The organism is Bacillus sp. WC2503, from assembly GCF_052682895.1.
The window spans coordinates 5162414-5187500 of record NZ_JBQYMD010000001.1 but is presented as its reverse complement, the minus strand read 5'-3'; the positions used below and the strand labels follow the sequence as shown (position 1 = coordinate 5187500).

The 25087-nt window shown below is 35.8% G+C and carries 26 protein-coding genes; 11 read left to right on the top strand and 15 right to left on the bottom strand.

The window, feature by feature from the left end; translation table 11 throughout:
• Positions 1-126 precede the first annotated feature (126 nt).
• The 6 genes from perR to ACUN26_RS26660 form a co-directional block, all read right to left on the bottom strand.
• Positions 127-555, bottom strand: coding sequence for a peroxide-responsive transcriptional repressor PerR (perR, locus tag ACUN26_RS26685; protein ID WP_000237831.1), 429 nt, complete (start codon positions 553-555; stop codon positions 127-129).
• Positions 556-853: 298 nt separating this feature from the next.
• Positions 854-1309, bottom strand: a complete 456-nt coding sequence (bcp, locus tag ACUN26_RS26680; protein WP_000633719.1) for a thioredoxin-dependent thiol peroxidase — start codon at positions 1307-1309, stop codon at positions 854-856.
• A gap of 44 nt (positions 1310-1353) precedes the next feature.
• Positions 1354-1758, bottom strand: a complete 405-nt coding sequence (locus ACUN26_RS26675) for a potassium channel family protein (protein ID WP_000964361.1) — start codon at positions 1756-1758, stop codon at positions 1354-1356.
• A gap of 72 nt (positions 1759-1830) precedes the next feature.
• Complete coding sequence (locus tag ACUN26_RS26670) at positions 1831-2616, bottom strand: ABC transporter permease (protein WP_000965746.1); 786 nt, start codon at positions 2614-2616, stop codon at positions 1831-1833.
• Positions 2617-2620: 4 nt separating this feature from the next.
• The gene (locus ACUN26_RS26665; protein WP_000521521.1) at positions 2621-3412 is read right to left on the bottom strand and encodes an ABC transporter permease; all 792 of its coding nucleotides are present in this window, start codon (positions 3410-3412) and stop codon (positions 2621-2623) included.
• Entirely contained in the window at positions 3405-4418 is a 1014-nt protein-coding gene (locus ACUN26_RS26660; RefSeq protein WP_000843664.1) for an ABC transporter ATP-binding protein, read from the bottom strand. The genes ACUN26_RS26665 and ACUN26_RS26660 overlap by 8 nt, the downstream gene beginning before the upstream one ends.
• Positions 4419-4545: 127 nt before the next feature.
• On the opposite strand from ACUN26_RS26660, the gene hemL reads away from it, so the two are divergent.
• From hemL to ACUN26_RS26645, 3 genes are all read left to right on the top strand, one after another.
• Positions 4546-5844 (top strand): glutamate-1-semialdehyde-2,1-aminomutase, encoded by a 1299-nt coding sequence (gene hemL, locus ACUN26_RS26655; RefSeq protein ID WP_001011873.1) that lies wholly within the window; start codon positions 4546-4548, stop codon positions 5842-5844.
• A gap of 198 nt (positions 5845-6042) precedes the next feature.
• Complete coding sequence (locus tag ACUN26_RS26650; RefSeq protein WP_000932747.1) at positions 6043-10479, top strand: glutamate synthase-related protein; 4437 nt, start codon at positions 6043-6045, stop codon at positions 10477-10479.
• 414 nt (positions 10480-10893) lie between these two features.
• Positions 10894-11982, top strand: coding sequence for an aromatic acid exporter family protein (locus tag ACUN26_RS26645; RefSeq protein ID WP_000765783.1), 1089 nt, complete (start codon positions 10894-10896; stop codon positions 11980-11982).
• 13 nt (positions 11983-11995) lie between these two features.
• Here the strand turns inward: ACUN26_RS26645 and ACUN26_RS26640 are convergent, their stop codons facing one another.
• From ACUN26_RS26640 to ACUN26_RS26625, 4 genes are all read right to left on the bottom strand, one after another.
• Positions 11996-13756 (bottom strand): ABC transporter ATP-binding protein, encoded by a 1761-nt coding sequence (locus ACUN26_RS26640; protein WP_001161588.1) that lies wholly within the window; start codon positions 13754-13756, stop codon positions 11996-11998.
• Positions 13757-13810: 54 nt separating this feature from the next.
• Positions 13811-14341 (bottom strand): nucleoside tri-diphosphate phosphatase, encoded by a 531-nt coding sequence (ntdP, locus tag ACUN26_RS26635; RefSeq protein WP_000885402.1) that lies wholly within the window; start codon positions 14339-14341, stop codon positions 13811-13813.
• Between the two features lie 274 nt (positions 14342-14615).
• Positions 14616-14876, bottom strand: coding sequence for a YgaB family protein (locus ACUN26_RS26630; protein ID WP_000651154.1), 261 nt, complete (start codon positions 14874-14876; stop codon positions 14616-14618).
• Between the two features lie 188 nt (positions 14877-15064).
• Positions 15065-15346: a gamma-type small acid-soluble spore protein gene (locus ACUN26_RS26625; protein ID WP_000039034.1), complete on the bottom strand. Its 282-nt coding sequence runs from the start codon at positions 15344-15346 to the stop codon at positions 15065-15067.
• A 125-nt stretch (positions 15347-15471) separates the two neighbouring features.
• Here ACUN26_RS26625 and ACUN26_RS26620 point away from each other — a divergent pair, with 125 nt between their 5' ends.
• Positions 15472-15696 carry a hypothetical protein gene (locus ACUN26_RS26620; RefSeq protein WP_000275433.1) on the top strand — a complete coding sequence of 75 codons (225 nt, stop codon included), beginning with the start codon at positions 15472-15474 and terminating at the stop codon, positions 15694-15696.
• A 35-nt stretch (positions 15697-15731) separates the two neighbouring features.
• On the opposite strand, the gene mutY is transcribed toward ACUN26_RS26620, so the two are convergent.
• Positions 15732-16829, bottom strand: a complete 1098-nt coding sequence (gene mutY / locus ACUN26_RS26615) for an A/G-specific adenine glycosylase (RefSeq protein ID WP_000171373.1) — start codon at positions 16827-16829, stop codon at positions 15732-15734.
• 150 nt (positions 16830-16979) lie between these two features.
• Here mutY and ACUN26_RS26610 point away from each other — a divergent pair, with 150 nt between their 5' ends.
• Positions 16980-17960, top strand: a complete 981-nt coding sequence (locus tag ACUN26_RS26610) for a metal-dependent hydrolase (protein ID WP_000379139.1) — start codon at positions 16980-16982, stop codon at positions 17958-17960.
• A 23-nt stretch (positions 17961-17983) separates the two neighbouring features.
• On the opposite strand, the gene ACUN26_RS26605 is transcribed toward ACUN26_RS26610, so the two are convergent.
• The gene (locus tag ACUN26_RS26605) at positions 17984-18250 is read right to left on the bottom strand and encodes a YfhJ family protein (protein WP_000998161.1); all 267 of its coding nucleotides are present in this window, start codon (positions 18248-18250) and stop codon (positions 17984-17986) included.
• 122 nt (positions 18251-18372) lie between these two features.
• Here ACUN26_RS26605 and ACUN26_RS26600 point away from each other — a divergent pair, with 122 nt between their 5' ends.
• Together ACUN26_RS26600 and ACUN26_RS26595 are read left to right on the top strand one after the other, a co-directional pair.
• Positions 18373-18531 carry a small, acid-soluble spore protein K gene (locus tag ACUN26_RS26600; protein WP_000517891.1) on the top strand — a complete coding sequence of 53 codons (159 nt, stop codon included), beginning with the start codon at positions 18373-18375 and terminating at the stop codon, positions 18529-18531.
• A 46-nt stretch (positions 18532-18577) separates the two neighbouring features.
• Positions 18578-18730: a YpzG family protein gene (locus tag ACUN26_RS26595; protein ID WP_000122093.1), complete on the top strand. Its 153-nt coding sequence runs from the start codon at positions 18578-18580 to the stop codon at positions 18728-18730.
• A gap of 64 nt (positions 18731-18794) precedes the next feature.
• Here ACUN26_RS26595 and ACUN26_RS26590 read toward each other — a convergent pair whose 3' ends face one another.
• On the bottom strand, positions 18795-19112 hold the full coding sequence (locus tag ACUN26_RS26590; protein ID WP_001057020.1) for a YfhH family protein: 318 nt from the start codon (positions 19110-19112) through the stop codon (positions 18795-18797).
• Positions 19113-19125: 13 nt separating this feature from the next.
• A complete protein-coding gene (gene recX, locus ACUN26_RS26585; RefSeq protein ID WP_000268509.1) occupies positions 19126-19938 on the bottom strand; it encodes a recombination regulator RecX in 813 nt (270 codons plus the stop codon).
• Between the two features lie 81 nt (positions 19939-20019).
• On the opposite strand from recX, the gene ACUN26_RS26580 reads away from it, so the two are divergent.
• From ACUN26_RS26580 to ACUN26_RS26565, 4 genes are all read left to right on the top strand, one after another.
• A complete protein-coding gene (locus ACUN26_RS26580; RefSeq protein WP_001216944.1) occupies positions 20020-20925 on the top strand; it encodes a TIGR01777 family oxidoreductase in 906 nt (301 codons plus the stop codon).
• Positions 20926-21067: 142 nt separating this feature from the next.
• Positions 21068-22198 (top strand): amidohydrolase, encoded by a 1131-nt coding sequence (locus ACUN26_RS26575; protein ID WP_000698290.1) that lies wholly within the window; start codon positions 21068-21070, stop codon positions 22196-22198.
• Positions 22199-22439: 241 nt separating this feature from the next.
• Positions 22440-22997 carry a GNAT family N-acetyltransferase gene (locus ACUN26_RS26570; protein ID WP_000914740.1) on the top strand — a complete coding sequence of 186 codons (558 nt, stop codon included), beginning with the start codon at positions 22440-22442 and terminating at the stop codon, positions 22995-22997.
• A gap of 110 nt (positions 22998-23107) precedes the next feature.
• Positions 23108-23227, top strand: a complete 120-nt coding sequence (locus ACUN26_RS26565) for a YfhE family protein (protein WP_000358484.1) — start codon at positions 23108-23110, stop codon at positions 23225-23227.
• Positions 23228-23686: 459 nt separating this feature from the next.
• On the opposite strand, the gene ACUN26_RS26560 is transcribed toward ACUN26_RS26565, so the two are convergent.
• Positions 23687-24853, bottom strand: a complete 1167-nt coding sequence (locus tag ACUN26_RS26560; protein WP_000594698.1) for a diglucosyl diacylglycerol synthase — start codon at positions 24851-24853, stop codon at positions 23687-23689.
• Positions 24854-25087: the final 234 nt, after the last annotated feature.

The following is a 25087-nucleotide window of genomic DNA, read 5'->3' as shown; positions in this document are numbered from 1 at the left end:
TCTTACTAACTTAACTTGCTCCCATGGCCTTTCCACTTAACACTGTAATTCCAAATAAACATAAGATACCTTTATATAATAAAAAAAGAGGCTGACGTAACCGTCAGCCTCTTTTTTTATTATATATTACGCCTTATGACACTCTGGACAAACGCCATAAATTTCTAAGCGATGACTATTAATAACGAAGCCTGTCGTTTTCGCAGCTTCCTCTTCAAGCTGTTCCAATCCTCCATAAGGAAAATCAACAATCTTACCACATTTTTCACAAATCACATGATAATGTTGACTTGTAACATAATCAAATCTACTTGAAGCGTCTCCATAAGTTAATTCCTTTACAAGTCCAACTTCTTTAAATACACGTAAGTTATTATAAACAGTTGCAACACTCATATTTGGAAACTTACCTTCTAATGCTTTATAAATGTCATCCGCTGTTGGGTGCGTCATAGATTCCACAAGGTACTCTAAAATAGCATGACGCTGTGGAGTAATGCGTACACCCGTATTTTTCAGCATTTCTAGCGCTTCTTTTAATTCTTCTTTGACCACCGTCATGCACCCCGATTCTATACGGATTATTATTTTATAATTCTTATAAAGAGTGTACTCCTTTTCTTATAAATCGTCAATATTTCTACTATAAGTATGTGGTTTATTTTTGTATATAGCCTTATTCTTATGTATCTTTCCCCAGTTTCTATACATTTACATAGAAAAAAGTGCGACATAATCGCACTTGGAATACTATCATCTGAGGAGGTATGCCCTACACTTCCACTTTATGTAAGACGATAAAATATGTATAGACACTTGCCTTACTTCTATATATTTTACCTCCACTATAGGTTTACTTTATATAAGAAAGAACGTCCTCGGTATGCCCTTTTACTTTTACCTTACGCCACTCTTTTACAAGTTCACCGTCTTTATTAATAAGAAATGTCGAGCGTTCGATTCCCATATACTCTTTCCCGAAGTTCTTTTTCAATTTCCAAACATCGTACAATTCTGCCACTTTATGATCTTCATCTACTAAAAGTGTAAATGGAAGTTCATGCTTCTCAATGAATTTCAAATGTCTATTCGCTGAGTCAGGGCTTACACCAAGGATAACCGTATCCTTCTCTTGAAATAATCCATATGCATCACGAAAATCGCATGCTTCTGTTGTACACCCTGGGGTCATATCTTTCGGATAAAAATATAGAACTACATTTTTCCCGCGAAAGTCAGCTAAGCGAACTTGTTCTCCGTTACTTCCTTCTAACGTGAATTCCGGTGCCATTTCTCCTACTGTAATCATTATTATCACTCCTTATTGTTTCTTTTACTATATCAAATGCGATCTTATTTTTCATTGTCTATTACAGACCTCATCACAAAAGCAAACGGTAATGTATATCCAATTAGTGCTTCTCCGATTGCAATCCATCTCCCTATTCCAATCGGAGCTATATCACCATATCCAACGGACAATAAAGTGACTGCACTAAAATATAAACAAATTTCAACAAGCTGAAAAGAATGAGCGGTCAACCTTTCACCATCTTCTTTCAAAACTGTAAAACCCATTTCCTCTAATACAACATAACTTAATCCAAATGCAATCAGTACTGTTGTATAAATTAAAAATAACGAGGCTAAATTATATAACGAAAAGAAACGTTTTGAATCTGAATACGAACTCCATAATAATTGGACACTTCTTAAAATAGCTACTGCTGCAGTTAATAGAATAAATCCCCATAACATGTCCTCCACCTCATTTTATATGTATGAGATGGGCGGCTGATTTATCCCTTTGAAACGAACAAGCTTCTATAATTAATTCCCCGCACCACGATATCGTTTTACCCCTTGATTCCAGAGAGTAATTGCAATAGTAAAGCAAATGACACCAACAATTGGCGTTGCAAATGCATAGCTATTCCACTCTGTTTTTCTTAAGAAGTACGCCGCTGGGTATACTCCAACAAATGCAAATGGTAAAACAAACGTTAAAATGAAACGAATTACACGGTTATAAATATTAACAGGATAGCGGCCGTAATTACCTATGTTATACATAAGCGGCATAATGGAACTTTTCGCATCCGACCAAAAACCAAGGCTCGCAAGCGTAACAAATATCCCGCCGTACACAAGCGCTCCTCCTCCTACCATCAGTAAGAATAGGAAGAAATCATACCAGTAAAAGGATAAATTTAGTTCTACTGCTGCGTATCCCATTACAATAATTCCTGTAACCGCTCCAATTAAAGATTCAAGTTCCATTCTTTCTAATATAATTTGAAATAAGCTATGAATTGGTCTCGTCAATACACGATCCATTTCACCTTTAATAATGTAACGATCATTAAAGTCCCATATGTTAAAGAATGCTGAAAAAATGGCAAACGGTACTAAAAAGAAACCATAAATAAAGATGACTTCTTCTCGGCTCCATCCTTTTAATGCTTGCGTATGCCCAAATACTACGAGAATAAAGATTAAATTAACCGCTTGTAGTGATAAATCCGAGAGTAATCCGACGATAAAATCGCCTCGATACTCTAATTTAGTTTTTATATATTGGCTTGCGTATTGCAAAAATAATTTTATATATAGCATCCTATCATCCCCCTTGTACAATTAGACGTTTTCTCGCCGTTTTCCACATGAGTACAATTGGAATAATAAGTATAATTGCCCAAATTACTTGAAATAACAAAGCTTCATATAACTCACTTCCCTGTATACCTTCAGAGAAAATCATACTCGGAATATAACTAATTGCTTGAAACGGTAAAAACACCATTGCTTTTTGGGCCCATAATGGATAAAAACTAATCGGTAATAATAAACCAGAAAATAAATCAATCACAACACGTTTTGCATACATAATTCCACTATTATTAAATAAGAAGAATGTAAGCATTCCCGTCATTAAGTTTATTTGTGTATTAATGATAAAGCTAAATATTAACGATAAGAAGAAATATAACCACGTTTGAAAATTCGTTGTAATTTGTAATGAAAATAACAAAGTAACGATGACCATACCTGGGATTGAAAAGAACGCAAAACGAAATATCCCTTCGCCAAGACCTTGCATAACTTTCATTCCTAAATAGTTATATGGACGAATTAGTTCTACCGCCACACGCCCTTCTTGAATCTCCATCGCAATTTCTCTATCGATATTATTGAAATAAAAAGCACGTGCCATCCATGCGATCGCAATATACGTAGTCATTTGCGAAATAGATAAACTTTCAATATTCTCTTTCCCGCTATAAATCGCTTGCCATAAAAAATAATACGCACCGATATTAATCGTATAAATTAAAATCCCGCTGTAATAATTTGTACGATAAGCAAGCATCATTAAAAAGCGAATGCGAATCATTTCAATATACTTACCCATGCTTAATACCTTCTTCATAAATGTTACGAATTATTTCCTCTGTAGACACTTCGTTAATTTTTAAATCTTTAATTTGAAAAGCTTGTACTACTTTAGAAATAAGCATTGAAATAATAATTTCTTCATTCGGTATTTTTGCAACCCACGCATTTTCCTCTTTCGCTTTTGACCAAACGACTTGACTATCTGGCATAACCATCGATAACATCTGATAAGAAACTGGAGCGACAAATTGAAAATGGATTTCCTTCTCTGCTCCCCACTGTGTGCGAAGGTTATTTAAAGAACCGTCATACATAATATTTCCTTCATCCAGCATGATAACGCGCTCACATAAAGCTTCAATGTCAGTAATATCATGTGTTGTTAATAAAATTGTTGTTTTATAACGTTCATTCATCTCTTTTAAGAATTCACGTATTTTCAATTTCACAAGAACATCTAGCCCTATTGTTGGCTCATCTAAAAATAGTAACGGTGGATTATGAATTAATGCTGCCGCTAATTCACAGCGCATCCTTTGGCCAAGAGATAACTTTCGGACAGGCTTATCTAATAAAGGACCAATATCTAACGTTTCGATTACGTGCTCCATATGTTCCTTATACTGAGTGTCTGAAACACCGTACACTTTCTTCAATAAACGAAACGATTCTTGTACCGCAATATCCCACCAAAGCTGAGAGCGCTGACCAAAAACAACACCAATTGTTCTCACAAATTCTTCTCTTTGTTTATGTGGATTCATTCCGTTCACCGTGATTTGCCCTGAAGTCGGAGTCAAAATCCCTGTAAGCATTTTAATCGTCGTTGACTTACCAGCACCATTCTCACCAATATAACCAACCATTTCACCTTGCTTCACAGTAAAAGACACATCATTTACTGCTGGTACTATTTTATAATTACGATTTAATAAATCGCGAAATGCACCCTTTAATCCCGGACGACTTGAATAGGCTGTAAACTCTTTACGTAACCCTTGTACCTCAATTACCGATTTCATAATCGGACCCCCTTCCTAAATGTCACAACGAATAGTTTACCCAACTGCTCCTTCTATCACAAACAATACGTCTTTTCTAAAAACATGTTAGAATAATACATAGATTTTTGTAAGGAGATGAATTGTAGTGAATTTCACGAAATCAGAAGCATTACATAAAGAAGCTTTAGAACATATCGTTGGTGGTGTTAATAGTCCTTCTCGTTCTTTCAAAGCAGTTGGAGGCGGTTCTCCCGTTGCAATGGAACGTGGAAAAGGTGCTTATTTCTGGGATGTAGATGGAAATAAATATATCGATTATTTAGCAGCATACGGTCCTATTATTACTGGACATGCTCACCCCCATATAACAAAAGCAATTACAACAGCTGCTGAAAATGGTGTACTATACGGAACGCCAACAGCACTGGAAGTAAAATTTGCAAAAATGTTAAAAGAGGCAATGCCTGCATTAGATAAAGTCCGCTTCGTAAACTCTGGTACAGAATCCGTTATGACAACCATTCGTGTTGCCCGCGCTTACACTGGTCGCACAAAAATTATGAAATTTGCTGGTTGTTACCACGGTCATTCCGATTTAGTACTTGTAGCAGCTGGTTCTGGTCCTTCTACTCTTGGAACTCCTGATTCAGCTGGTGTGCCACAAAGTATTGCACAAGAGGTTATTACCGTTCCCTTTAATAATGTAGAAACTTTAAAAGAAGCGTTAGATAAATGGGGACATGAAGTAGCAGCTATCCTTGTAGAGCCAATCGTTGGAAACTTCGGTATTGTAGAGCCTAAACCTGGATTCCTTGAGAAAGTAAATGAGCTTGTCCATGAAGCTGGTGCATTAGTAATTTATGATGAAGTTATTACTGCTTTCCGCTTTATGTACGGTGGTGCTCAAGACTTACTTGGCGTAACACCAGACTTAACTGCACTTGGTAAAGTTATCGGCGGCGGACTTCCAATTGGCGCTTACGGTGGTAAGAAAGAAATTATGGAACAAGTTGCCCCGCTTGGACCTGCATATCAAGCTGGTACAATGGCAGGAAATCCTGCTTCTATGGCATCTGGTATCGCTTGTCTAGAAGTTCTTCAACAAGAAGGCGTATACGAGAAATTAGATGAACTTGGCGCAATGCTTGAAAAAGGAATTTTAGAGCAAGCTACAAAACATAATATCGATATTACAGTAAACCGCCTAAAGGGTGCATTAACTGTATACTTCACGACAACTACAATTGAAGATTACGATGCAGCCAAAAATACAGATGGTGAAATGTTCGGTAGATTCTTCAAACTTATGCTCCAAGAAGGTATTAATTTAGCACCATCTAAATATGAAGCATGGTTCTTAACGACAGAACATACACAAGAAGATATCGAATATACAATCGAAGCTGTTGGAAGAGCATTTGCTGCTTTAGCAGACAATAAATAATACTGTCATTACAAGGAAAAAAGAAAGGTTACCTTTCTTTTTTCCTTTTTTCTATTTCATAAATCCCGCATTAATAGTATAATTATTCATAATTATCTGTTTTATATTCTTTTAGATCGTTATTATCTCTGTGTACAAGGTGATTTACACCTTAAATAGTAAGATTATTCAATCTTTTACAAGAGGGGGGATTGACGGATGCTCAATAAAAAAAATACATGGACACCGTCTTTATTTCGAGATTATAAAAATGCAGAACATGATGCGTGTGGAATCGTTTCCGTTATGGAAAAAAGAAAAATTCCTACAAAAGAAAATATCGACCTTTGTATACAATCACTAATCAAAATGAACCATAGAGCTGGTTTCATCAATGGCGAAGGCGATGGTATTGGAATCCATATTGATGTACCAAAAGTACTTTGGAACGAAAAATTGAAAAGTAGCGGATATAATCCAACGATTGTGGATCATCCCCACTTTATCGTTGGACATTTTTTTCTAAACAAAAAAGAAAATATTGTTGACTTAAAAAATTACATTCGTACGCAATTAAACAATGAAAACTTTACTATTATTTTCGAAAGTGATGATGTAATAAATTCCGATGCACTCGGTCCACTTGGTAAACAGGAAGAACCTTTATTTTGGCAAGTTGCCCTTATCGCTGAAAATGAAGTTAAAAGTATTGAGCAAACATTATTTGCTGTAACGATAAAAATAGAGGAAAACGAAGCGATTCACGTTGCTTCATTAAGTCGTGATCATGTTGTATATAAAGTTCTAGGTGCTGGAGATACACTTGTTGCCTATTACAACGATTTACAACACCCACTTATCGCTTCAACTATGACATTAGGACATAATCGCTATTCTACTAATACATTATCTAATTTTTTTCGTGTACAACCATTTAGCATTCTCGGACATAATGGTGAAATTAATACAATTGCCAAATTACGTGATCAAGCCGAAATGATTCATGTACCACTAACGGCAGGGGGAAGTGACTCCCAAGATTTAAACCGCACCTTAGAGACTCTTCTTGTTCAATATAACTACAGCTTATTTGAAGCGATGGATATACTATTCCCACCAATTATTAATGAAATAAAACTATACGAAACAAACTTACAAAACTTATACACTTATATAAGAGAAGCTTGGGGACATTTCGCACAAGGACCAGCTGGCATTATTTCACGCTATAAAGATGAAGCTGTATTCAGCGTCGATTCCCTTGGCCTACGACCAGTATGGAAAGTAGAAACAGAAAGCTCTTATATTTTCTCTTCTGAACCTGGAGTTGTATCACCAACCGAATATGTAGAAGAACCGAAACCACTCGCTCCTGGAGAAAAGGTCGGATTAAAATGGAATGAACAAGATGAACTTGTTCTTTATGAATACGACAAATACCAAATTGAAGTATATAATCGTTTCCAAAAACGAATCGATGTTAACAATTATCATTTAAACTTATCTATCCCTGAAGCGAAAGAAATCCAAGGATTATGTGATTCTGTTCAAGTTGAAACGAAACAGTACGTTTCTTTCGGGTGGGATCGAGAGCATATTCAGCTCCTTGAACAGATGGCAACAAAAGGAGTTGAGCCAATTCGGTCACTTGGTCATGACTCGCCACTTGCTGCACTCGATACGGATAGACGAAATATTGCTGACTTTATTAAGGAAAGTGTAGCCGTTGTTACAAATCCAGCAATCGATCGCGATCGAGAGGTCGAACACTTCTCCACACGGACGATACTTGGAGAGCGTCCAAGTTTATTAAGCGGCGCTAAACAGCCATTTGTAGTTGAGATGCTTTCACCAATTATTTTAGAAGGAAGTGTTGCACAATCTATCGCAGAGGAATTGCACACAATTACGTACGAACAATTTATACAGTTGTTCGTTACACATAGTTCTATCGCTACAATTTCTGCCACCTTCAGTCCGTTAGAAACTTTACAATGCGCATTAAATCGAATTAGTTCCGAAGCGATAGCTGCCGTTAACAATGGTGCTTCCCTACTATTATTAGATGACGCAAAAGCTCATCTAAATGAACAGTTATGGATGGATCCACATTTAGTTACCGCTAAAGTACATCAAGTATTAAGTGAAAATAAATTACGCAGAAACTGTTCTCTCGTTATACGTTCTGGTGCCCTTCGTTCCTTACACGATATCGTCACACTATATGGATTAGGAGCAGACAGTATTAATCCATATTTATTGTTCGCGACCGTAAATGATGGATCAAAAACACCAATTATGAATCTGTATAATGCACTTAATAAAGGACTAGAGAAAGTCATTTCAACAATTGGAATTCATGAGTTACGTGGTTACGGCCGCCTCTATTCCTCTATCGGATTACATGAGGAAATCGCAAATATATTACAAATTACGAATTTCTTCGGTTCAAATGATTTAGCTTTTTCACTTGAATCGCTTGCTAAAGATGCGAAATCGCGGGCAAATGATTATAACAACCCTAAAATTAGAATGCGAAAATCATTTCATATATTCCCACGGATTTGGAAAGCAATTGGTGATGTTGCAAAAGGAAATTCTTATGATGATTACCGCGAAAAGTTAAGTGAATTAGAAGACAATAATCCGATTGCAATCAGACACCTTGTTCAAACGAAACAAACAAAGCATGTCGTTCCGGCTGAAGAAGTGTCTATTAGCATTCAAAATCATGATTTACCGTTTATTATTAGTTCCATGTCATTCGGTTCTCAAAATGAAATTGCCTTTCGTGCATATGCAGAAGCTGCCGATCAGCTAAATATGATTAGTTTGAACGGTGAAGGCGGCGAAATTAAAGATATGATTGGCAAATACCCAAATACACGTGGACAACAAGTTGCATCTGGCCGATTTGGAGTAAACGCTGAACTACTAAATTCATCAAATTTAATTGAAATAAAAATCGGTCAAGGCGCAAAACCTGGCGAAGGCGGACATTTACCAGGTTCTAAAGTAACCGCAAAAATTGCTGAGGCACGTAACGCTACAATTGGATCAGATTTAATTTCGCCTTCTAACAACCATGATATTTATTCGATTGAAGATTTAGCTCAAATGATTACAGAAATTAAAACGGCTAATCAACTTGCAAAAGTAGCCGTAAAAGTCCCTGTCGTTCCTAACATTGGAACAATTGCTGTCGGTATCGCTAAAGCTGGCGCTGATTTTATTAACATTAGCGGATTTGACGGCGGAACAGGGGCTGCACGTATTCATGCATTACAACATGTAGGTCTTCCAGTAGAAATCGGTGTTAAAGCTGCTCACAACGCTCTACTAGAAGCAGGTATGAGACATAAAGTAGAAATTTGGGCAGATGGTGGTATTCGAAGTGTAAATGATGCCTTAAAAATCATGCTTCTTGGAGCAAACCGTATTGGGTTTGGTACATTATCAATGATTGCCATCGGCTGTACAACTTGCCGTGGTTGTCATCTAGATACTTGCCACGTTGGAATTGCAACACAAATTGAATCTGAAGCACAAGCGAAAGAACATGGATTACGCCGCTTCGTCCCGCGCGAATTAGAAAGCGCAGTTGCTGGCCTATTAAATTTATTCACCACTTTCGGTTTAGAATTAAAACGGTTAACAGGGCAACTCGGTTATACAAATTTACAAGAAATTGTCGGGCGTTCCGATTTATTAGAACAAGTTCGAAGTCAAGATTTGTTAGAGTTATGTAATTTACTACAAACGATAGAAAATTCAACTGTTACAACAAGAGTATCTGTGGAAGAAAAACAATTTGAAACAGTGCATTCTCCTCACTCAAAAGAATTAGTAGGAGTTGGCGTAGAGCAACGAGTCATGGGCGGTTTAGAATCTTGTTATCGCGTTCGTAGTAAATTATATGAAGATACAAAGCTTGAACCACTTACATTAAAGTATACAAATGGCTCTGTTCCTGGAAATGGATTAGGCGCTTACAATAGTGAAAACTTATTTATACACGTAAATGGCGGCGCACAAGATGGCATTGGCAAAACTTCATTTGGCGGTGGCATTTATATAACGAAAGCAAAAGGTAAAAATGGAACATATTATAATGGGTCTGTCGGAAAAGGATTTGGATATGGTGCACAAAAAGGTGCATTATACGTGCAAGGTAACGCCGACGCTCGTGCTGGTATTCGCCTTTCTGGAGCAGACATGATAATTGGAGGGAGAATGACAAAACCACTCCGTGAAAAAGAGCAAGGAAATATAGGATCATACTCGAATATTAAAGGTTTCGCTTTTGAATATATGACAAATGGGCGGGCTCTTGTTTTAGGAGATCCTGGTCCATGGATCTGTGCTGGTATGACTGGTGGTGTTGTTTATTTACGTCATGATTCAAACTTAGGTTTAACAGAAAAAGCCTTAAAAAGAAGAATCGCAAAAGGTGCAAATGTTACATTACAATCAATTAGTAAAAATGGTGTGCAAGATGTAACTGAACTATTGCTAGATTATATTCGTGTATTAAATGAGCATGAGCAATATGAGGAAGTTGCTTTGTTAACCCCGTTACTAGATGATATGCAGCAGCAATTTTTTGAAATTATCCCGAAAAAGGAGCAGGCTGATCCATCTATCTCAACTGAGTGATATATACCATTTTTATTTTCAATAAAAAATTGACGAAGTATACTTCTCATAGTAATCTATAGTAACAATTTGAAACCTGCTGAAATTCAGCAGGTTTTTTTACTAAAAATTAATGTTTAAAAAGAATTAGGAAAAAATTATAAAGTGAAACTTTAATCAATGGTGGTTTTGTTTATCCCCCACTGATTATGAGCCCACACCAATCGGGCATTTACGGGCAGCCCGACTCCCACCTAACTCCTTTGCTCTAGCCGAACTTTGAGGTAGGAGTTCTACTGCCCGCAAATAGCGGGATAAATGAATCTTAATTTCTTTTTTTATATCACTAAAATATCACTTGCTAACATATTGTAATGAATGTATAGTATCATGTTGTACATTCATTATGACAAGAGAAAGGATCTTATTAAGGGTATGAAACTTGGTGCTCGCATTTTAAAAACGGGTATTGCCATCACATTAGCTTTATTTGCTTGTATTTTACTTCACTTACCGAGTCCGGTATTTGCGGGAATCTCAGCTATATTCGCTGTTCAACCGTCTGTATATCGTTCATATTTAACTGCACTTGAACAAATTCAAGCAAACGTAATTGGTGCGGTATTCGCTATCGTATTTGCTACTGCTTTTGGACATAATCCTTTTATTATTGGATTAACATGTATATTAGTAATTGCTCTTACATTACAATTACGATTAGAAAACACAATATCAATTGCTTTAGTAACAGTTATCGCCATTATGGAGTATCAAGGCGAAGATTTCTTTAGTTTTGCCTTACTTCGCTTTGCGACGATTATGATCGGAATTATTGCGGCTTCAGTTGTAAATTTAGTGTTTATGCCGCCAAAATACGAAACAAAGCTTTATCATCGTATCGTTGATAATACAGAGGAAATTGTGAAATGGATTCGAATGAATAGCAGGCAAGCTTCTGACTTTACAACGTTAAAAACTGATATTGATCGTATGAAAGAAAAAATGATCAAACTAAACCATTACTATTTGCTGTATAAAGAAGAAAGAAGCTACACGAAAAAAGTACAGTTCGCAAAAATTCGTAAGCTCGTTTTATTCAGACAAATGTTAGCGACGACAAGCCGTGCTTTAAGTACGTTAAAATCATTACATCGCACTGAAAATGAACTGCGCTATATGCCAGAAGAATTTCAGGAATCTATTCAAAACGAACTTGACTCATTAACGCATTATCATGAACAAGTTTTATTAAAATTTATTGGTAAAGCAAAGAAACAACAATCCGTTGAGATGCTTGATGAAGTTGAAACAGGTAAACAAGAATTAATTGATATCTTTATGGAGTATCAAAACAAAGATGATGAGGAAGCATATAAAACATGGTTACATCTATTCCCTCTTATTTCTTCAATTATTAATTATAGTGAAGAAGTAGAGCATTTAGATTTACTTGTGGATAGCTTCTACACATACCATAAACCAGAAACAGAACTCCAAATCGACGATAAAAAAGAAGACGAATAAAAAACAGCTCCTTTTACGCTAAAGGAGCTGTTTCTGTTATATTTTGAAGTTGATATAAATTGTAATAGAATCCCCTTTTTTTCATTAACTCTTCATGAGAACCTGTTTCTTTAATTTCACCATCTTCAATGTAAATAATTGTATCAACATGCGTAATCGTTGCTAATCGATGTGCAATTATAATCGTCGTCCGATCAGCAGCTAACGTTTGAAGTGCCTCTTGAATATACCGTTCGTTTTCTAAATCTAAAGCAGAAGTTGCTTCATCTAATATAAGTAACGATGGATTCTTTAGAAATACTCGCGCAATTGCTACACGTTGCCTTTGCCCACCAGATAACTTCACACCACGTTCTCCAACAACAGTATTGTAACCATCTGGTAACTCTATAATAAAATCATGAATTTGCGCGGCTTTGGCTGCTGCAATCACTTCTGTCTCTTTAGCTTTCGGATTTCCATATAAAATATTAGCTCCGATTGTATCGCTAAATAATAAATTATCTTGCAGTACAATTCCAATATGGCTACGTAAATTTCTCATATCATACTTTCTTACATCTATCCCATCTACATAAACTGACCCTTCCGAAACATCATAGAAACGCGGAATTAAACTAGCAAGAGATGACTTTCCTCCCCCACTCGCTCCTACAAGTGCTACCTTCTCTCCTGGCCGCATAGTTAATGACAAGTTATGTAATATCTCTTTTTCATCTGCATTATAACGAAAAGACACATTATCAAATACAATTTCTCCATTTAATTTTTTCGCTTGTACCGCATTTGGCACATTAACAATATCGTACTTTTCATCTAACAGTTCAAACACTCGATCCATCGAGGCGAAAGATTGCGTTAATGTTGTAGATGAATTAACAAGGCGGCGAAGCGGACTATATAAACTATCCATATAACCAACAAAAGCTACCATAGTCCCTAGCGTTAACTGACCTTGAATTACTTCATATGCTGCAAAACCAATGACAAGTAACGGGCCTAAATCAGTTAAAGTATTTACTGCCGAAAATGTTCTCGCCGTCCAACTTGTATGCGTTAATGCTTTCGTTAAAAATTCATTATTTCTTTTTTCAAACTGCTTACCCTCATACTCTTCTAATGCAAAGCTACGCGTCACTTGCATTCCTTGAATACGTTCATGTAAATAACCTTGCATAGTTGCTAACGCTTGTGAACGTTCTTTCGTCAATTTTCGAAGACGTCCGAAAAAATATTTCACCGCAACAACATAAATAGGTAAAATCAATAAAGCAACAAACGTTAACTTTATGTTCATAGAAAACATAACAATAATAGCAATCGCAATTGTCGCAGTATCTAGCCAAACATTCATTAAACCGGTAATTACAAAATCCTTCGTTTGCTCTACATCATGGATTACACGTGAAATAAGCTCTCCTGTTTTTGTATTCGAATAATAACGCAAGCTCAATTTTTGCAAGTGACCAAAAATATGTTTCCGCAAATCATATAGTATTGTATTCGCGATACGTTGCGCGAAATATTGACGATAATATTCAATCGGTGGCCTTAATACTGCAAAAATAAAAAAGGCTATCCCAATCGCCGTTATTAATTGGGACGTTTTATCTTGAAGTGAACCCCCACCTTGGATTACATCGTCGATAATATACTTTAATAACCATGGCATAATAAGCGGGATACCGAACTTAACTAGACCGATAACAATTGTAATAGCAATAAGCCATCTATATGGTTTAACAAATTTTAAATATCTTTTTATACCTTGCACATAATCCCCCCTCTAATAGGACAAACCTGCCGGGAAATCCCCTGCAGGTTTGTTTTAATTTCTGTACATTAAATATCTCTCATACCACATATCTACGAAATCTGGTGCAAATGGACCTTTTCTTTGATGAATCCACTGCGTTAAATGTGCTACATTTCGCTTTAAAATTGTATCAATAACAGGTGGATATTGCATGATTTGACTATGCTTTTCATACTCATCTTCATCTAACAGTGTATATGTCATATCTGGATACACTTTAATATCTAAATCATAATCAATATACTTTAATGCTTCTGAATCATATGCAAAAGGAGAACTTAAATTACAATAATAATATACGCCCTCTTCTCTTAGCATCCCAATCACATTAAACCAATAGTTTGCATGAAAATAACAAATTGCAGGTTCCCGAGTAACCCATGTTCGGCCATCTGATTCTGTAACTATTGTTCGATCATTCGCTCCAATTACAAGACTCTGTGTCCCTTTTAAAATCGTTGTCTCTTCCCACATTCTATGAATGGAGCCATTATGTTTATAACTATGTATTTGTACTTTTTCTCCTTCTTTGGGAAATGCCATATATGCTCCCTTCTTTCAACTGCAAATGCCCTTCTTAAATTAAATCAACTATCCTTTGAACTGCATTCACTTTTTTTCTATTATAACTTTTTTGTCGAAATTTTAAAACTAAAGCGACAAGACTCTATTTTTTACACTGCATGTTTATTGTTGAATACCATATCCCTACTGAGGCTTTTCCTGACTCATTTATAAATAAGGAAATAATAACAGAAAAAGCCCTTCCTTATTTTCATGTTAAGAAGGACTTTTCATCTGAAGGTAAGAACATATCTTATCCTAAATTTGAAATCATTTTTTCAGTTTCAAAAGATTTAATCACACTATTCGTTTGCTTTTCGAATTTTTCATGTAATAGTTTCAATGCTATTTCTGTTCTATATATTTCTTGGCGAATAAAATGTAAGTCTTTTTTATCGCACGTATCCTTTTCACTCACTTCAATTTGCTGATACTTCTCTAAGTGTGATTGCAATTTTAACAGCTCATCCATCGTTTCCAATTGCTCTCCTACCAACTTATCAAAATCCTTCATTACTTACCCCCTTTTAGATTTATTCATTAGTTATTATTCCTAATTACATATTTCTAATCTTTAACTTCCTTCTCCTTTGACTACATTTGTTGACTTATTAGAAGTTATGTCGTTCACTTTCTTTTCATTACAATGACCCGCACACAAAGAAAACACTTCTCTCGAATTGGAGAAGTGTTTTTCTTTCATTACTCGTTTGAACTAGAAGATTGTGATTGTTTTGCAGCTGATTTTGCATTTTGTTTTTTCACAGCATGCACATCTGTTTCAGTTGCAAATTCTGTACCATAACTAGCGTTTGCACTTTGTGCACCAGAAGCTTGTGCTTTCTTTGCTTCTGATTGTGCGTTTGCTTGTTTTACTGCTTGTACATTTGTTTCAGTCGCAAACTCTGTACCATAACTAGCATTTGTACTTTGAATGCTAGCACCAGAAGTTGCCTTGTTATAACCTTGTTGTTTTTTACTCATCTTTCTCACCTCCACAATCAATAATGTAACCAATTCAACCAGAAACTATCCGTAATTTTCTGTTGAAAAATTTCCGCATATATCTCTTAATACTCATTCAAACTATAGGGTACGGAGGTGGAAATATGTATATAGGACGCGATATGACTGAACTAACGATGATTTCAAAAAATGAATGGAAAGAAGATGAATTAGCTTATTTTCATCATTCATTACAACAGATTTTGCCCTATTTAAACGCAGAAGGTCAAAGTATTTATAAAGAAATTGTAGTAGAAATTGAATCAAGAGGTGGCTTACAAGAAGGTGATGCCAGTTGGACTCATGGGACAAAAATTTCTTACGATTAAAAAAGTGTTCCCAATCTAGGGAACACTTTTTTTGTTTATTGCATTGTAATTTTCTCAACACAACTCTCATAAATCGTACGATGCGATTTAGAGAAAGGTAACTGCTCAAATGCTTCTTTCGATACAAACTTTAATGTATCTGTTTCAACAATATCACCAGTTACTTTTCCGTAAAATACGAATATATCCCAGGTGCGATGCGTAAACGTATGTTGCACATTCATTGCGTACTCATCAATAGAAATCGAAAGCTCAAACTTTTCCTTCATATAATCTATAAGCTGTTCTTTCTGACTTCGAATCCCTTCGCCAAGTTCAATATTCGGAAACTCCCACATATTAGCTAATAATCCGCTACTTGGACGTTTATTAATAACGTAACGACCATCTTCAGTTTGAAGTACTCCTGCAACAAGCGGTACCATTGTAGGAGCTTTCGCTTTACTTTTTACTGGTAGTTCTTTTTGAACACCTTCAGCATATCCCCTACAATGCTCACGTACAGGACAAAGTAAGCATGCTGGATTTTTAGGAATACAAATTAGTGCACCTAATTCCATCAAACCTTGATTAAAATAAGATGGATTTTCAGCTGAAATAATTTCCCGCACAATCTCTTCAAACACTTTTCTAGTTTTCGGTTTTGCAATGTCATCCCATACTGATAAAATACGGGATAACACGCGCATAACATTTCCGTCAACTGCTGGCTCTGGTATACCATATGCGATACTTAAAATTGCACCTTTTGTATATGGTCCCACTCCTTTTAATTTTTCAATTTTCTTTACATCACTCGGTACTATCCCGCCATATACTTCTTTTACCTCTTTTACAGCCGTGTGTAAATTTCGTGCTCTAGAATAATACCCTAAACCTTCCCATGCTTTTAATACTTCTTCATCATCAGCATTTGCTAAAGCTTCCAGCGTAGGGAACTTCCCCATAAAATTTGCGTAATATGGTTTTACAGCTTCTACCCTTGTTTGCTGTAACATAATTTCCGAAACCCAAACACGGTATGGATCTTTATTTTTTCGCCACGGTAAGTCGCGTTGCTCTTTTTCAAACCAACCAATTAAATCATTTTGAAACTGCTCTATGTTAAATTTTTCTAATATTTCAAGTGTCAAACTTGATCCCCCTCATTTTTTTGCATATACGTACTATTATAAAGATTTTTAGGAAAAAATTTAAGTAAGATGACATAGGAAATAGAAGGCAAAGGACTTGAGGTATCGAATAAAAAGAGTTACATTAATAAAAAACGGAGGTGGATTTCTATGGACACAGCCACTCACCTTGTTATGGGTGTCACTTTAGGTAGTTTGGCAACATTAGACCCAGCTATAGCGCAAAGTGATATTGGACCACAAGCAGTTATGCTCGCTACAATTGCTGGTTCCAATATTCCTGACATCGATACAGTTTTAAAATTGCGTAATAACGCTAAATATATAAGAAATCATCGCGGGGTTACTCATTCCATTCCTGCAGTAATTCTTTGGTCATTCCTTATAAGCGGCATCTCTTTCGCCTTCTTTTCAGACGCTCCATATCTTCATCTACTACTTTGGTCATTTATAGCTGTCTTTCTTCACGTCTTTGTAGATATTTTCAATGCCTACGGTACACAAGCGTTACGGCCTTTCACAAAAAAATGGGTCGCACTCGGCATAATTAATACGTTTGATACTGTGATTTTCTTTATCCATATACTTGCGATTGCTTGCATGCTCGTAGGTTCCCATAAAGGATATACAGCCTTAGCTGCATATATATTAATGATTGTTTACTATATCGGACGGATTATGATGCATAGAAATATAAGAAGCGTTGTACACAAACGTTTCAAACATGTTGAGAAGATCATCATTTCTCCTTCTTATCGATTTTATCATTATCATTTAGCAGTCGTTACGACTGATTATTACTACGTTGCGAGATGGCATCGTGGTAACATTATGATATACGATAAGTTCGATCGGGTACCGTTCCCAGATAACGCTATTATGAGAGCTGCTAAACAAGATGAAAACATCTCGGCCTTCTTATCTTTCTCTCCTGTATATCGTTGGGATATTTTTGATTATGATAACTATTACGAAATTCGATTCATTGATTTGCGCTATCGAAGTAAAGATTATTATCCATTCGTTGCAATCGTTCAGCTCGATCAAAATTTAAATATTATTAATTCTTATACCGGATGGATTTTCAGCGAAGAAAAACTTCGAAAGAAACTGGAATTGCTTCCACATTAAAAAAAGCGACTTTAGTCGCTTTTTTAATGTTTTAAATGGTCTTCTTGATTAATTAAATGGCTGTATTTCGGATTATTTGTACGCATTTCATGAAGACGCGCTCCATGATTATTAATCCATGTTCTTACTACTTGCTCAGTCATTTCCTCACCTTGATAACGACCTGATTTCGCATAAGTTGTTTGAAAATCTTCCCAAAGTAATTCAACCCACGCACGAGCTTGTCCGTAAGAAAGCTTGTCATTCTTGTCTAATAATTCTTTCGTTAATGCTTCATAAATATCATTCATGTTCTAATCTCCTTTTACCTATTTATCCCTTCATTTCTAAAGGATAGTTTCTTCTATTTTGCACATTCTATAAGTGATACTTCTTAAAGAGGTATCAACTGATGATGAGGAGGGCGTTCGCAATGGGTAAACAAGCCGAATTTTGGTCTGAGTCAAAAAACAACAGCAAAATCGACGGTCAGCCGAAAGCGAAATCACGCTTCGCTTCGAAACGACCTAACGGCACAATTAACACGCACCCACAAGAACGTATGCGTGCTGCAAATCAGCAGGAAGAGTAGTACAGGTACAGCCTAAAAAATTAACTTCCTACACGAGGTGATAAAGATGAGCTACCGTGATCGTTTAGATAGTCGTTCTGAATTATTTAACCATACGTGGACTCGTCCGAAACATGCGAAAGCGCAAGTTAACGGACAGACGCAACAAACCCAGTCTCTCATTATATTGGCCAACGAATGTAAAAAACGCCAATTTTAGAATCTCCTATCTCCTTTAACGCCTACCAAAGATGAAAACCAGAGAGATATTCGCTCTCTGGTTTTTATTTTTCTTGCAACAAGGAAATTGGTATCCCAATCTCTTCATTATCATTTTGCTTATAACCCCAAGCAAATACCCCATTGAAGTACGTAATTTTAAATAATACACCAGGTTCTTCTACTAATTCATATGTCTCACCAATATGGAATTTGTTTATATCAGTCATGTAAGCACGGGCCATGGCCATCTTTCTCATTAATACATCGAATTCATTTACAATTCCAAGTTGCTCAGCCTTTACTGCTTGCTCCTTTAAAGCGCCAATTTCTTCTCTAAGCTCATGCGGTGTCATTTCACTGTAGCGTTTTGGCATATTCATCTTATTATTCCCCTCATCCCTCTTCACTTTTCATTTGTAAAAATATCTCTATTTCATCAATAGAAAATCCTTTTCGATATAACGCTTGTTTCATCTTATTTTCGAATGTCCATCCATCATACTTCTTATATTTCTCATAATATTTATTTCCATGATAGTGTAACGCTTCTTGTTGCTTTTCGTCATCTTTTTCGTCTTTCAATTCTTCCAAACAAATTTGAATCACATCTCTAGAATATCCTTTACGAACAAGCATTTCATCTAACTTTAGCTTCATTTGTAAAAATGAATGCTTTTGATAAGATTTTTTCTTTTTTTCTACAAGAATCAAAGCATTTTCAATTTGCTTCTCCTTTGGATACTCTTGTAAACTATGTGTAATGATTAGATCCTGAACGCCTTTATTTAACAGCTCTCTTTTTATAACAGTTGGACCTTTTCGATTCACATTACTTTGCGTTCGCGTATATAAAATGGCATACTCTTTATCATTAATATATCGGTCATGTAATAATTTCGAAACGACTTCAGAGATGATGGCCTGTCCCACTTCTTTTTTTCGTAAAAAATCTTCTATTTCTTGTTTCGTTCTCATTTGATAGGATAAATAGGAGATTGCTTGTAAATATGCTTTTTGTACCTCTTCATTGAACAAAATATTGCCTAACTCTATTTCATCAATTTCTAAACCTTTTTGTAATCCATGTTTCATTAAGATTACTTGATCCACACTAAATCCGTACTCTTCACCTTGACCTTTATCAATATAAATATTAAATCGCTCTTTCGATCGTTTTTGCACTTCTATTTTTGTAATGACAGCCATACTCTCACCTCTCTATTATTTTAACATAGTCAAGGAACGTTTTTGCTTTTCAAGAATATATATAATGAGGAGGAAATAATTGTGAGAATCGCAATTTCTGGTGGTACCGGCTTTATCGGTAAATACCTTTCTACTTTTTTTATTCAAAAAGGATATAATGTTTACATTCTTACTCGAAACAAAACTACTGAAACTTCCCACCCTAACCTTCAGTATGTACGATGGACACCTGATTTACAAACCTTCCCCCTCTCTTCTATTGATGTAGTTATTAATCTAGCTGGAGAGTCTATTAATAGTAGGTGGACAAAGAAACAAAAGGAATCCATTTTAAACAGTCGAATTCAAACAACAAAAGGACTTATTAAACAATTGCAAACACTTGGTACAAAGCCAAATACATTTATTAACGCAAGTGCTATTGGATACTATGGAACGTCTGAAACTGAGTCTTTTACAGAACAGCATGAGATTCCTGGAAATGACTTTTTAGCAAATACAGTATATTCATGGGAACAAGAAGCATCTAAAGCACGTTCTCTTGGAATGCGAACAATCTACGCAAGATTCGGAGTCATATTAGGTGCAGACGGAGGTGCTCTTCCAAAGATGCTACTTCCCTATCAATTTTATATCGGAGGCACAATTGGATCTGGAAATCAATGGTTATCATGGATTCATATAGATGATGTCGTTCGCATGATTGATTTCATCATACACAAAGAAGAAATTAATGGTCCTCTTAATATTACAGCCCCGTTACCTATAAGAATGAAGGAATTTGGAGAAACCATGGCAACTATAATGAGAAAACCTCATTGGTTACCTGTCCCTTCATTTATGCTTCACGCTTTATTGGGTGAGATGAGTATACTTGTACTAGAAGGGCAACATGTATTACCTAGTAAAGCAATTGAACATGGGTACCAATACACATTTCCGACAATAGACCATGCATTACAAAATATACTTTCGCATACAATGTAGTACTTCTAAAACACAGTTTTACAAGGGGTTCCCTTTCAAAACTTTCATTTTCTAGGATTCAGAGCATTACTACACAAATAACCTTTCAGTTACTTTTTCTTCAATCACATTAATATTGTAAAGTAACAGAAATGAGGTACCTATGAAAATATTGCTCAAACAAGCCATTGTGTATCCTATTACATCTCCCAAGTTTCAAGGTGATGTACTCGTTATAGGAGAACGAATTGCTGAGGTCAAACCTTCTATTCAGCCTACTCAAGATATGACCGTTATAGATGCGCGAGCTCTTCATCTCTTACCTGGATTTATTGACGTCCATACTCACCTTGGTCTCTATGATGAAGGCACTGGTTGGGCTGGAAATGACGCTAACGAAACCTCTGAAGTTTCAACACCACATATCCGTTCTTTAGACGGAATCCATCCTTTTGATATCGCATTTCAAGACGCTGTACAAAACGGGATCACAACTGTTCACGTTATGCCTGGGAGTCAAAATATTATCGGCGGTACTACTTGTGTAATAAAAACTGCTGGAACTTGTATTGATCACATGATTATTCAAGAACCTGCTGGTTTAAAGATTGCCTTTGGAGAAAACCCTAAAAAGGTTCATAGTAATGGAACGAAAGAGTCCATTACACGCATGGGCATTATGGGGTTACTTCGGGAATCATTCTATGAAGCACAGCACTACGGGCATGAAGCTGATTTTCGAATGCTCCCTATTTTAAAAGCATTACGCCGCGAAATACCGGTACGTATCCACGCTCACCGTGCTGACGATATTAGTTCTGCTTTACGCTTTGCAACAGAATTCAATCTTGATTTACGTATTGAGCATTGTACAGAAGGACACTTTATTGTTGAAGAGCTTTCAAAACACAATTTAAAAGTTTCAGTTGGTCCCACTCTTACACGCCGGTCTAAAATCGAACTAAAAAACAAAACATGGGATACTTACCATATATTATCTAAAAATGGAGTAGAAGTTTCTATAACAACTGATCACCCTTATACACCAATTCAATATTTAAATGTTTGTGCCGCTGTCGCAGTAAGGGAAGGGTTAGACGAGAAAACTGCATTGGAAGGAATCACTATATTTCCAGCGAGAAATTTGCGTTTAGAGGATAGAATTGGAAGCATTGAGGTTGGAAAAGACGCTGATCTCGTGTTATGGACACATCATCCTTTCCATTATTTAGCCAAGCCTGTACTAACTATGATTGACGGAAAAATAATTTACAAAAAAAATAAAAAAAACTAGTTTATTTTTTTGACTAGATAAAGTATTATACGATTATAAACTGAATGAAACCATAATCAATTTGTGTCGTGATTATCATTTTCAAATTGATGAATGGGGAAGGCAAATGGTGCGCCACCAGCGTTATAAACTGGTTCTAGTGGGTTCGATTCCCACCCCGAAATTTTTTAAAGATTGATATAAAAATTTCGAGGGTGGGGTGCTTTTTCGTCATGCTACCCTCGTGTGAGGAGGAGTTAGTGTGTTGAAAAAACGCGACTTACACGACAGCCACGTTCTATACGAGTTAATGGTGGATCCAGCTGTCTTCCCTTTTGTGCGTCAAAAGGCTTATTCTTATGAGGAATATTTATTTTTAACGAAACAAACCATTGAAGCCGAAGAGCGTGGAGAGTTAATTTCACGCACAATTTTAGATGAATGGGGTAACCCTATCGGAACAATTACTTTATTTGATGTGCAAGAAAAAGCTGGATTCCTTGGAACATGGCTTGGAAAACCATACCATGGCAAAGGCTATAATAAATTGGCGAAAGATTCATTTTTTAGCGAACTTTTCTATGAGTTAGATATTGAAACCATCTTTATGCGTATTCGCAAAATAAATATTCGTTCTATTAAAGCTGCCGAAAAACTACAATATGTGAATCTAGCAAACGAAACGAGAAAAGCCGTTTATGATGAAATTAACGTAAATGAAGAAGTATATAATCTATATGAAATTCCAAAAGATCAATATACACTTGCAACAATGCGTGATACAACATTCCAAGACGCCCACCACTTAAAAGAAGCGTAATCTAAATTTTTAGAAATAATAATTAATCATTAACCGTTTGGCATATATGTATATCACCCCATGTCTTTGGAAACGATAGATAGTGACTTTAGGACACGAGGTGATTTGTAATGGATAAAAAGAAACGTGACAAAGCGAAAAATACATTATCTAGTACACAAGAAGTTCTATATCAACGAGAATTTCGAAAAGCAGATCGTGCAGCGGGATATCGCTCAAAAAGTATTTAAAGTGAAAATGAATAATTAGAAGTTTTCCCCCCTAATTATTCATTTTCATTACATAATTTTCCCGACTGACAGAAATAACCTAAAAGAGTTCCCTTATACATAAGGGAACTCTTTTGTTGTGGACAACTTTATCCACAACATCGATATGATTGTGAATATTTTTCTAAAAACTTTGATATTTTTATATATTTTCGCACATATCAACTACTGGAATTGTGGATATTTTTCTAAAAATTGTGGACAATGTGGATATAGTTGTTAATATTCCGACTTTACCGTCTAATGAAAGCGCATCCCTTTGTGGATAAAGTGAAGGCTTTTACGGGAAGCTATCTCCCACCTAACGTCCTCGCATTCGCCCAATTTCAAGATGGGAGTCTTACTTCCCTCAAATAGCCGGATAAAGGAATCCTTACAATAAAAGGAACCCTCTTTAAACATATAAAAGAGGGTTACATATTAAGTAAATGATTCTGCAAGAGCAGGTGATTTCATAGGTATATGATTCGGCTCTGCATGATTTTCTTCCAAAATTGTATCCACGATATGACATGCCGGTTCAGGACGATAAATATTTTTCATTGCTTCTTTCATTTGGAGAAGCTTCATATCATCTTGTAATAACGCCTCTGTTTTTGCAAAAACCTCACTGTCATCACGGATTACAACTGCAGCTCCTTTTTTTTCAAAATACAACGCATTTTCATTTTCTTGTCCTGGGACAGGCTTATATAAAATGACAGGTACTTGTAATGCTGCTGCTTCGCTTAATGTAATACCACCTGGCTTCGTAATCATACAAGAAGTAACACGGAATAACTCATCAATGTTTTCAACATAACCAAATACTTTTAAAGCATCCGAATTTTGTTCCTGTAATCCTAATAAATCCTGTTTTAAAGCTTCATTTTTTCCGCAAACGACAACTACTTGTAAATTAGGTACGGCCATAAATGACTGGCATAGTTCTTTTACACTTCCTAGTACCCCATGAGCACCTGCTACAATTAGTAAAATCTTTTTATTCTTACATAACTGATACTTATTATATATAATGTCTTGATTTATCTTTAGCTCAAAACTATTACGAATTGGAATTCCAGTTTCAACAATTTGTTCCGCAGGTACACCAATATCAACCATCACCTTTTTCACGTGATCAGTTGCTACAAAATAACGATCTACTTCACGATGAATCCATATTTTATGCACACAAAAATCCGTCAACACATTATAAACAGGGATTGAAATACCTGTTTGCTTTTTCAACTCAGGTACAGCTATGATTGGAAAGGTATTAATAACGATATCCGGTTTCTCCACTTGTAAAAGTGATTTCAAACGTTTCCTTCCAAAATTTGCGTACCAAGATGCTATTTTTTTATCATAAATTTTTTCTACCCCGTAATAAAACAAACGATATAATTCTTTTCCTATTGTATAACTTTTTAAATATAAATATTTTGTAATGTCAGTTATAAATGGATGTGATTCTCCAAACAAGTCGCATACAATTACATTTTCAATTCCTTTTTGGCGAAATGTTTGTTCTAATGTTTTCGCTACTTGCACATGACCATTACCGTAATGTGCAGTTAAAATTAAAACCTTGGGGTTTTTTATCAAACAAATCCACTCCTAGCTTTTTGTTTCTCCATATTGCATATACGACAATAGGAAAAACATTTTCCTTAAACATTACATACTTGGATTCCAATATTCCCCTGTTAGCTATGTACCTGTCGTGGATATGCAAAGCATATAAGATTGACCCCTTAATCCTATCCGTGCTCATATCTTTACATTATACTTTCCTATAAGAGCTTTCGCAATAACTTACAAATGTTCTCTATTCCATGA

Excerpts from the sequence above, each read along its gene's own strand:
- ntdP (WP_000885402.1), bottom strand. The coding sequence starts at position 14,341 with ATGGCATTTCCCAAAGAAGGAGAAAAAGTACAAATACATAGTTATAAA.
- ACUN26_RS26660 (WP_000843664.1), bottom strand. The coding sequence starts at position 4,418 with ATGAAATCGGTAATTGAGGTACAAGGGTTACGTAAAGAGTTTACAGCC.
- ACUN26_RS26600 (WP_000517891.1), top strand. The coding sequence starts at position 18,373 with ATGGGTAAACAAGCCGAATTTTGGTCTGAGTCAAAAAACAACAGCAAA.
- ACUN26_RS26645 (WP_000765783.1), top strand. The coding sequence starts at position 10,894 with ATGAAACTTGGTGCTCGCATTTTAAAAACGGGTATTGCCATCACATTA.
- ACUN26_RS26670 (WP_000965746.1), bottom strand. The coding sequence starts at position 2,616 with ATGCTATATATAAAATTATTTTTGCAATACGCAAGCCAATATATAAAA.
- ACUN26_RS26630 (WP_000651154.1), bottom strand. The coding sequence starts at position 14,876 with ATGAAGGATTTTGATAAGTTGGTAGGAGAGCAATTGGAAACGATGGAT.
- ACUN26_RS26605 (WP_000998161.1), bottom strand. The coding sequence starts at position 18,250 with ATGAATGATATTTATGAAGCATTAACGAAAGAATTATTAGACAAGAAT.
- ACUN26_RS26610 (WP_000379139.1), top strand. The coding sequence starts at position 16,980 with ATGGACACAGCCACTCACCTTGTTATGGGTGTCACTTTAGGTAGTTTG.
- ACUN26_RS26595 (WP_000122093.1), top strand. The coding sequence starts at position 18,578 with ATGAGCTACCGTGATCGTTTAGATAGTCGTTCTGAATTATTTAACCAT.
- ACUN26_RS26565 (WP_000358484.1), top strand. The coding sequence starts at position 23,108 with ATGGATAAAAAGAAACGTGACAAAGCGAAAAATACATTATCTAGTACA.
- recX (WP_000268509.1), bottom strand. The coding sequence starts at position 19,938 with ATGGCTGTCATTACAAAAATAGAAGTGCAAAAACGATCGAAAGAGCGA.
- ACUN26_RS26665 (WP_000521521.1), bottom strand. The coding sequence starts at position 3,412 with ATGGGTAAGTATATTGAAATGATTCGCATTCGCTTTTTAATGATGCTT.
- ACUN26_RS26675 (WP_000964361.1), bottom strand. The coding sequence starts at position 1,758 with ATGTTATGGGGATTTATTCTATTAACTGCAGCAGTAGCTATTTTAAGA.
- ACUN26_RS26575 (WP_000698290.1), top strand. The coding sequence starts at position 21,068 with ATGAAAATATTGCTCAAACAAGCCATTGTGTATCCTATTACATCTCCC.
- ACUN26_RS26590 (WP_001057020.1), bottom strand. The coding sequence starts at position 19,112 with ATGAATATGCCAAAACGCTACAGTGAAATGACACCGCATGAGCTTAGA.
- ACUN26_RS26650 (WP_000932747.1), top strand. The coding sequence starts at position 6,043 with ATGCTCAATAAAAAAAATACATGGACACCGTCTTTATTTCGAGATTAT.
- ACUN26_RS26625 (WP_000039034.1), bottom strand. The coding sequence starts at position 15,346 with ATGAGTAAAAAACAACAAGGTTATAACAAGGCAACTTCTGGTGCTAGC.
- bcp (WP_000633719.1), bottom strand. The coding sequence starts at position 1,309 with ATGATTACAGTAGGAGAAATGGCACCGGAATTCACGTTAGAAGGAAGT.
- ACUN26_RS26620 (WP_000275433.1), top strand. The coding sequence starts at position 15,472 with ATGTATATAGGACGCGATATGACTGAACTAACGATGATTTCAAAAAAT.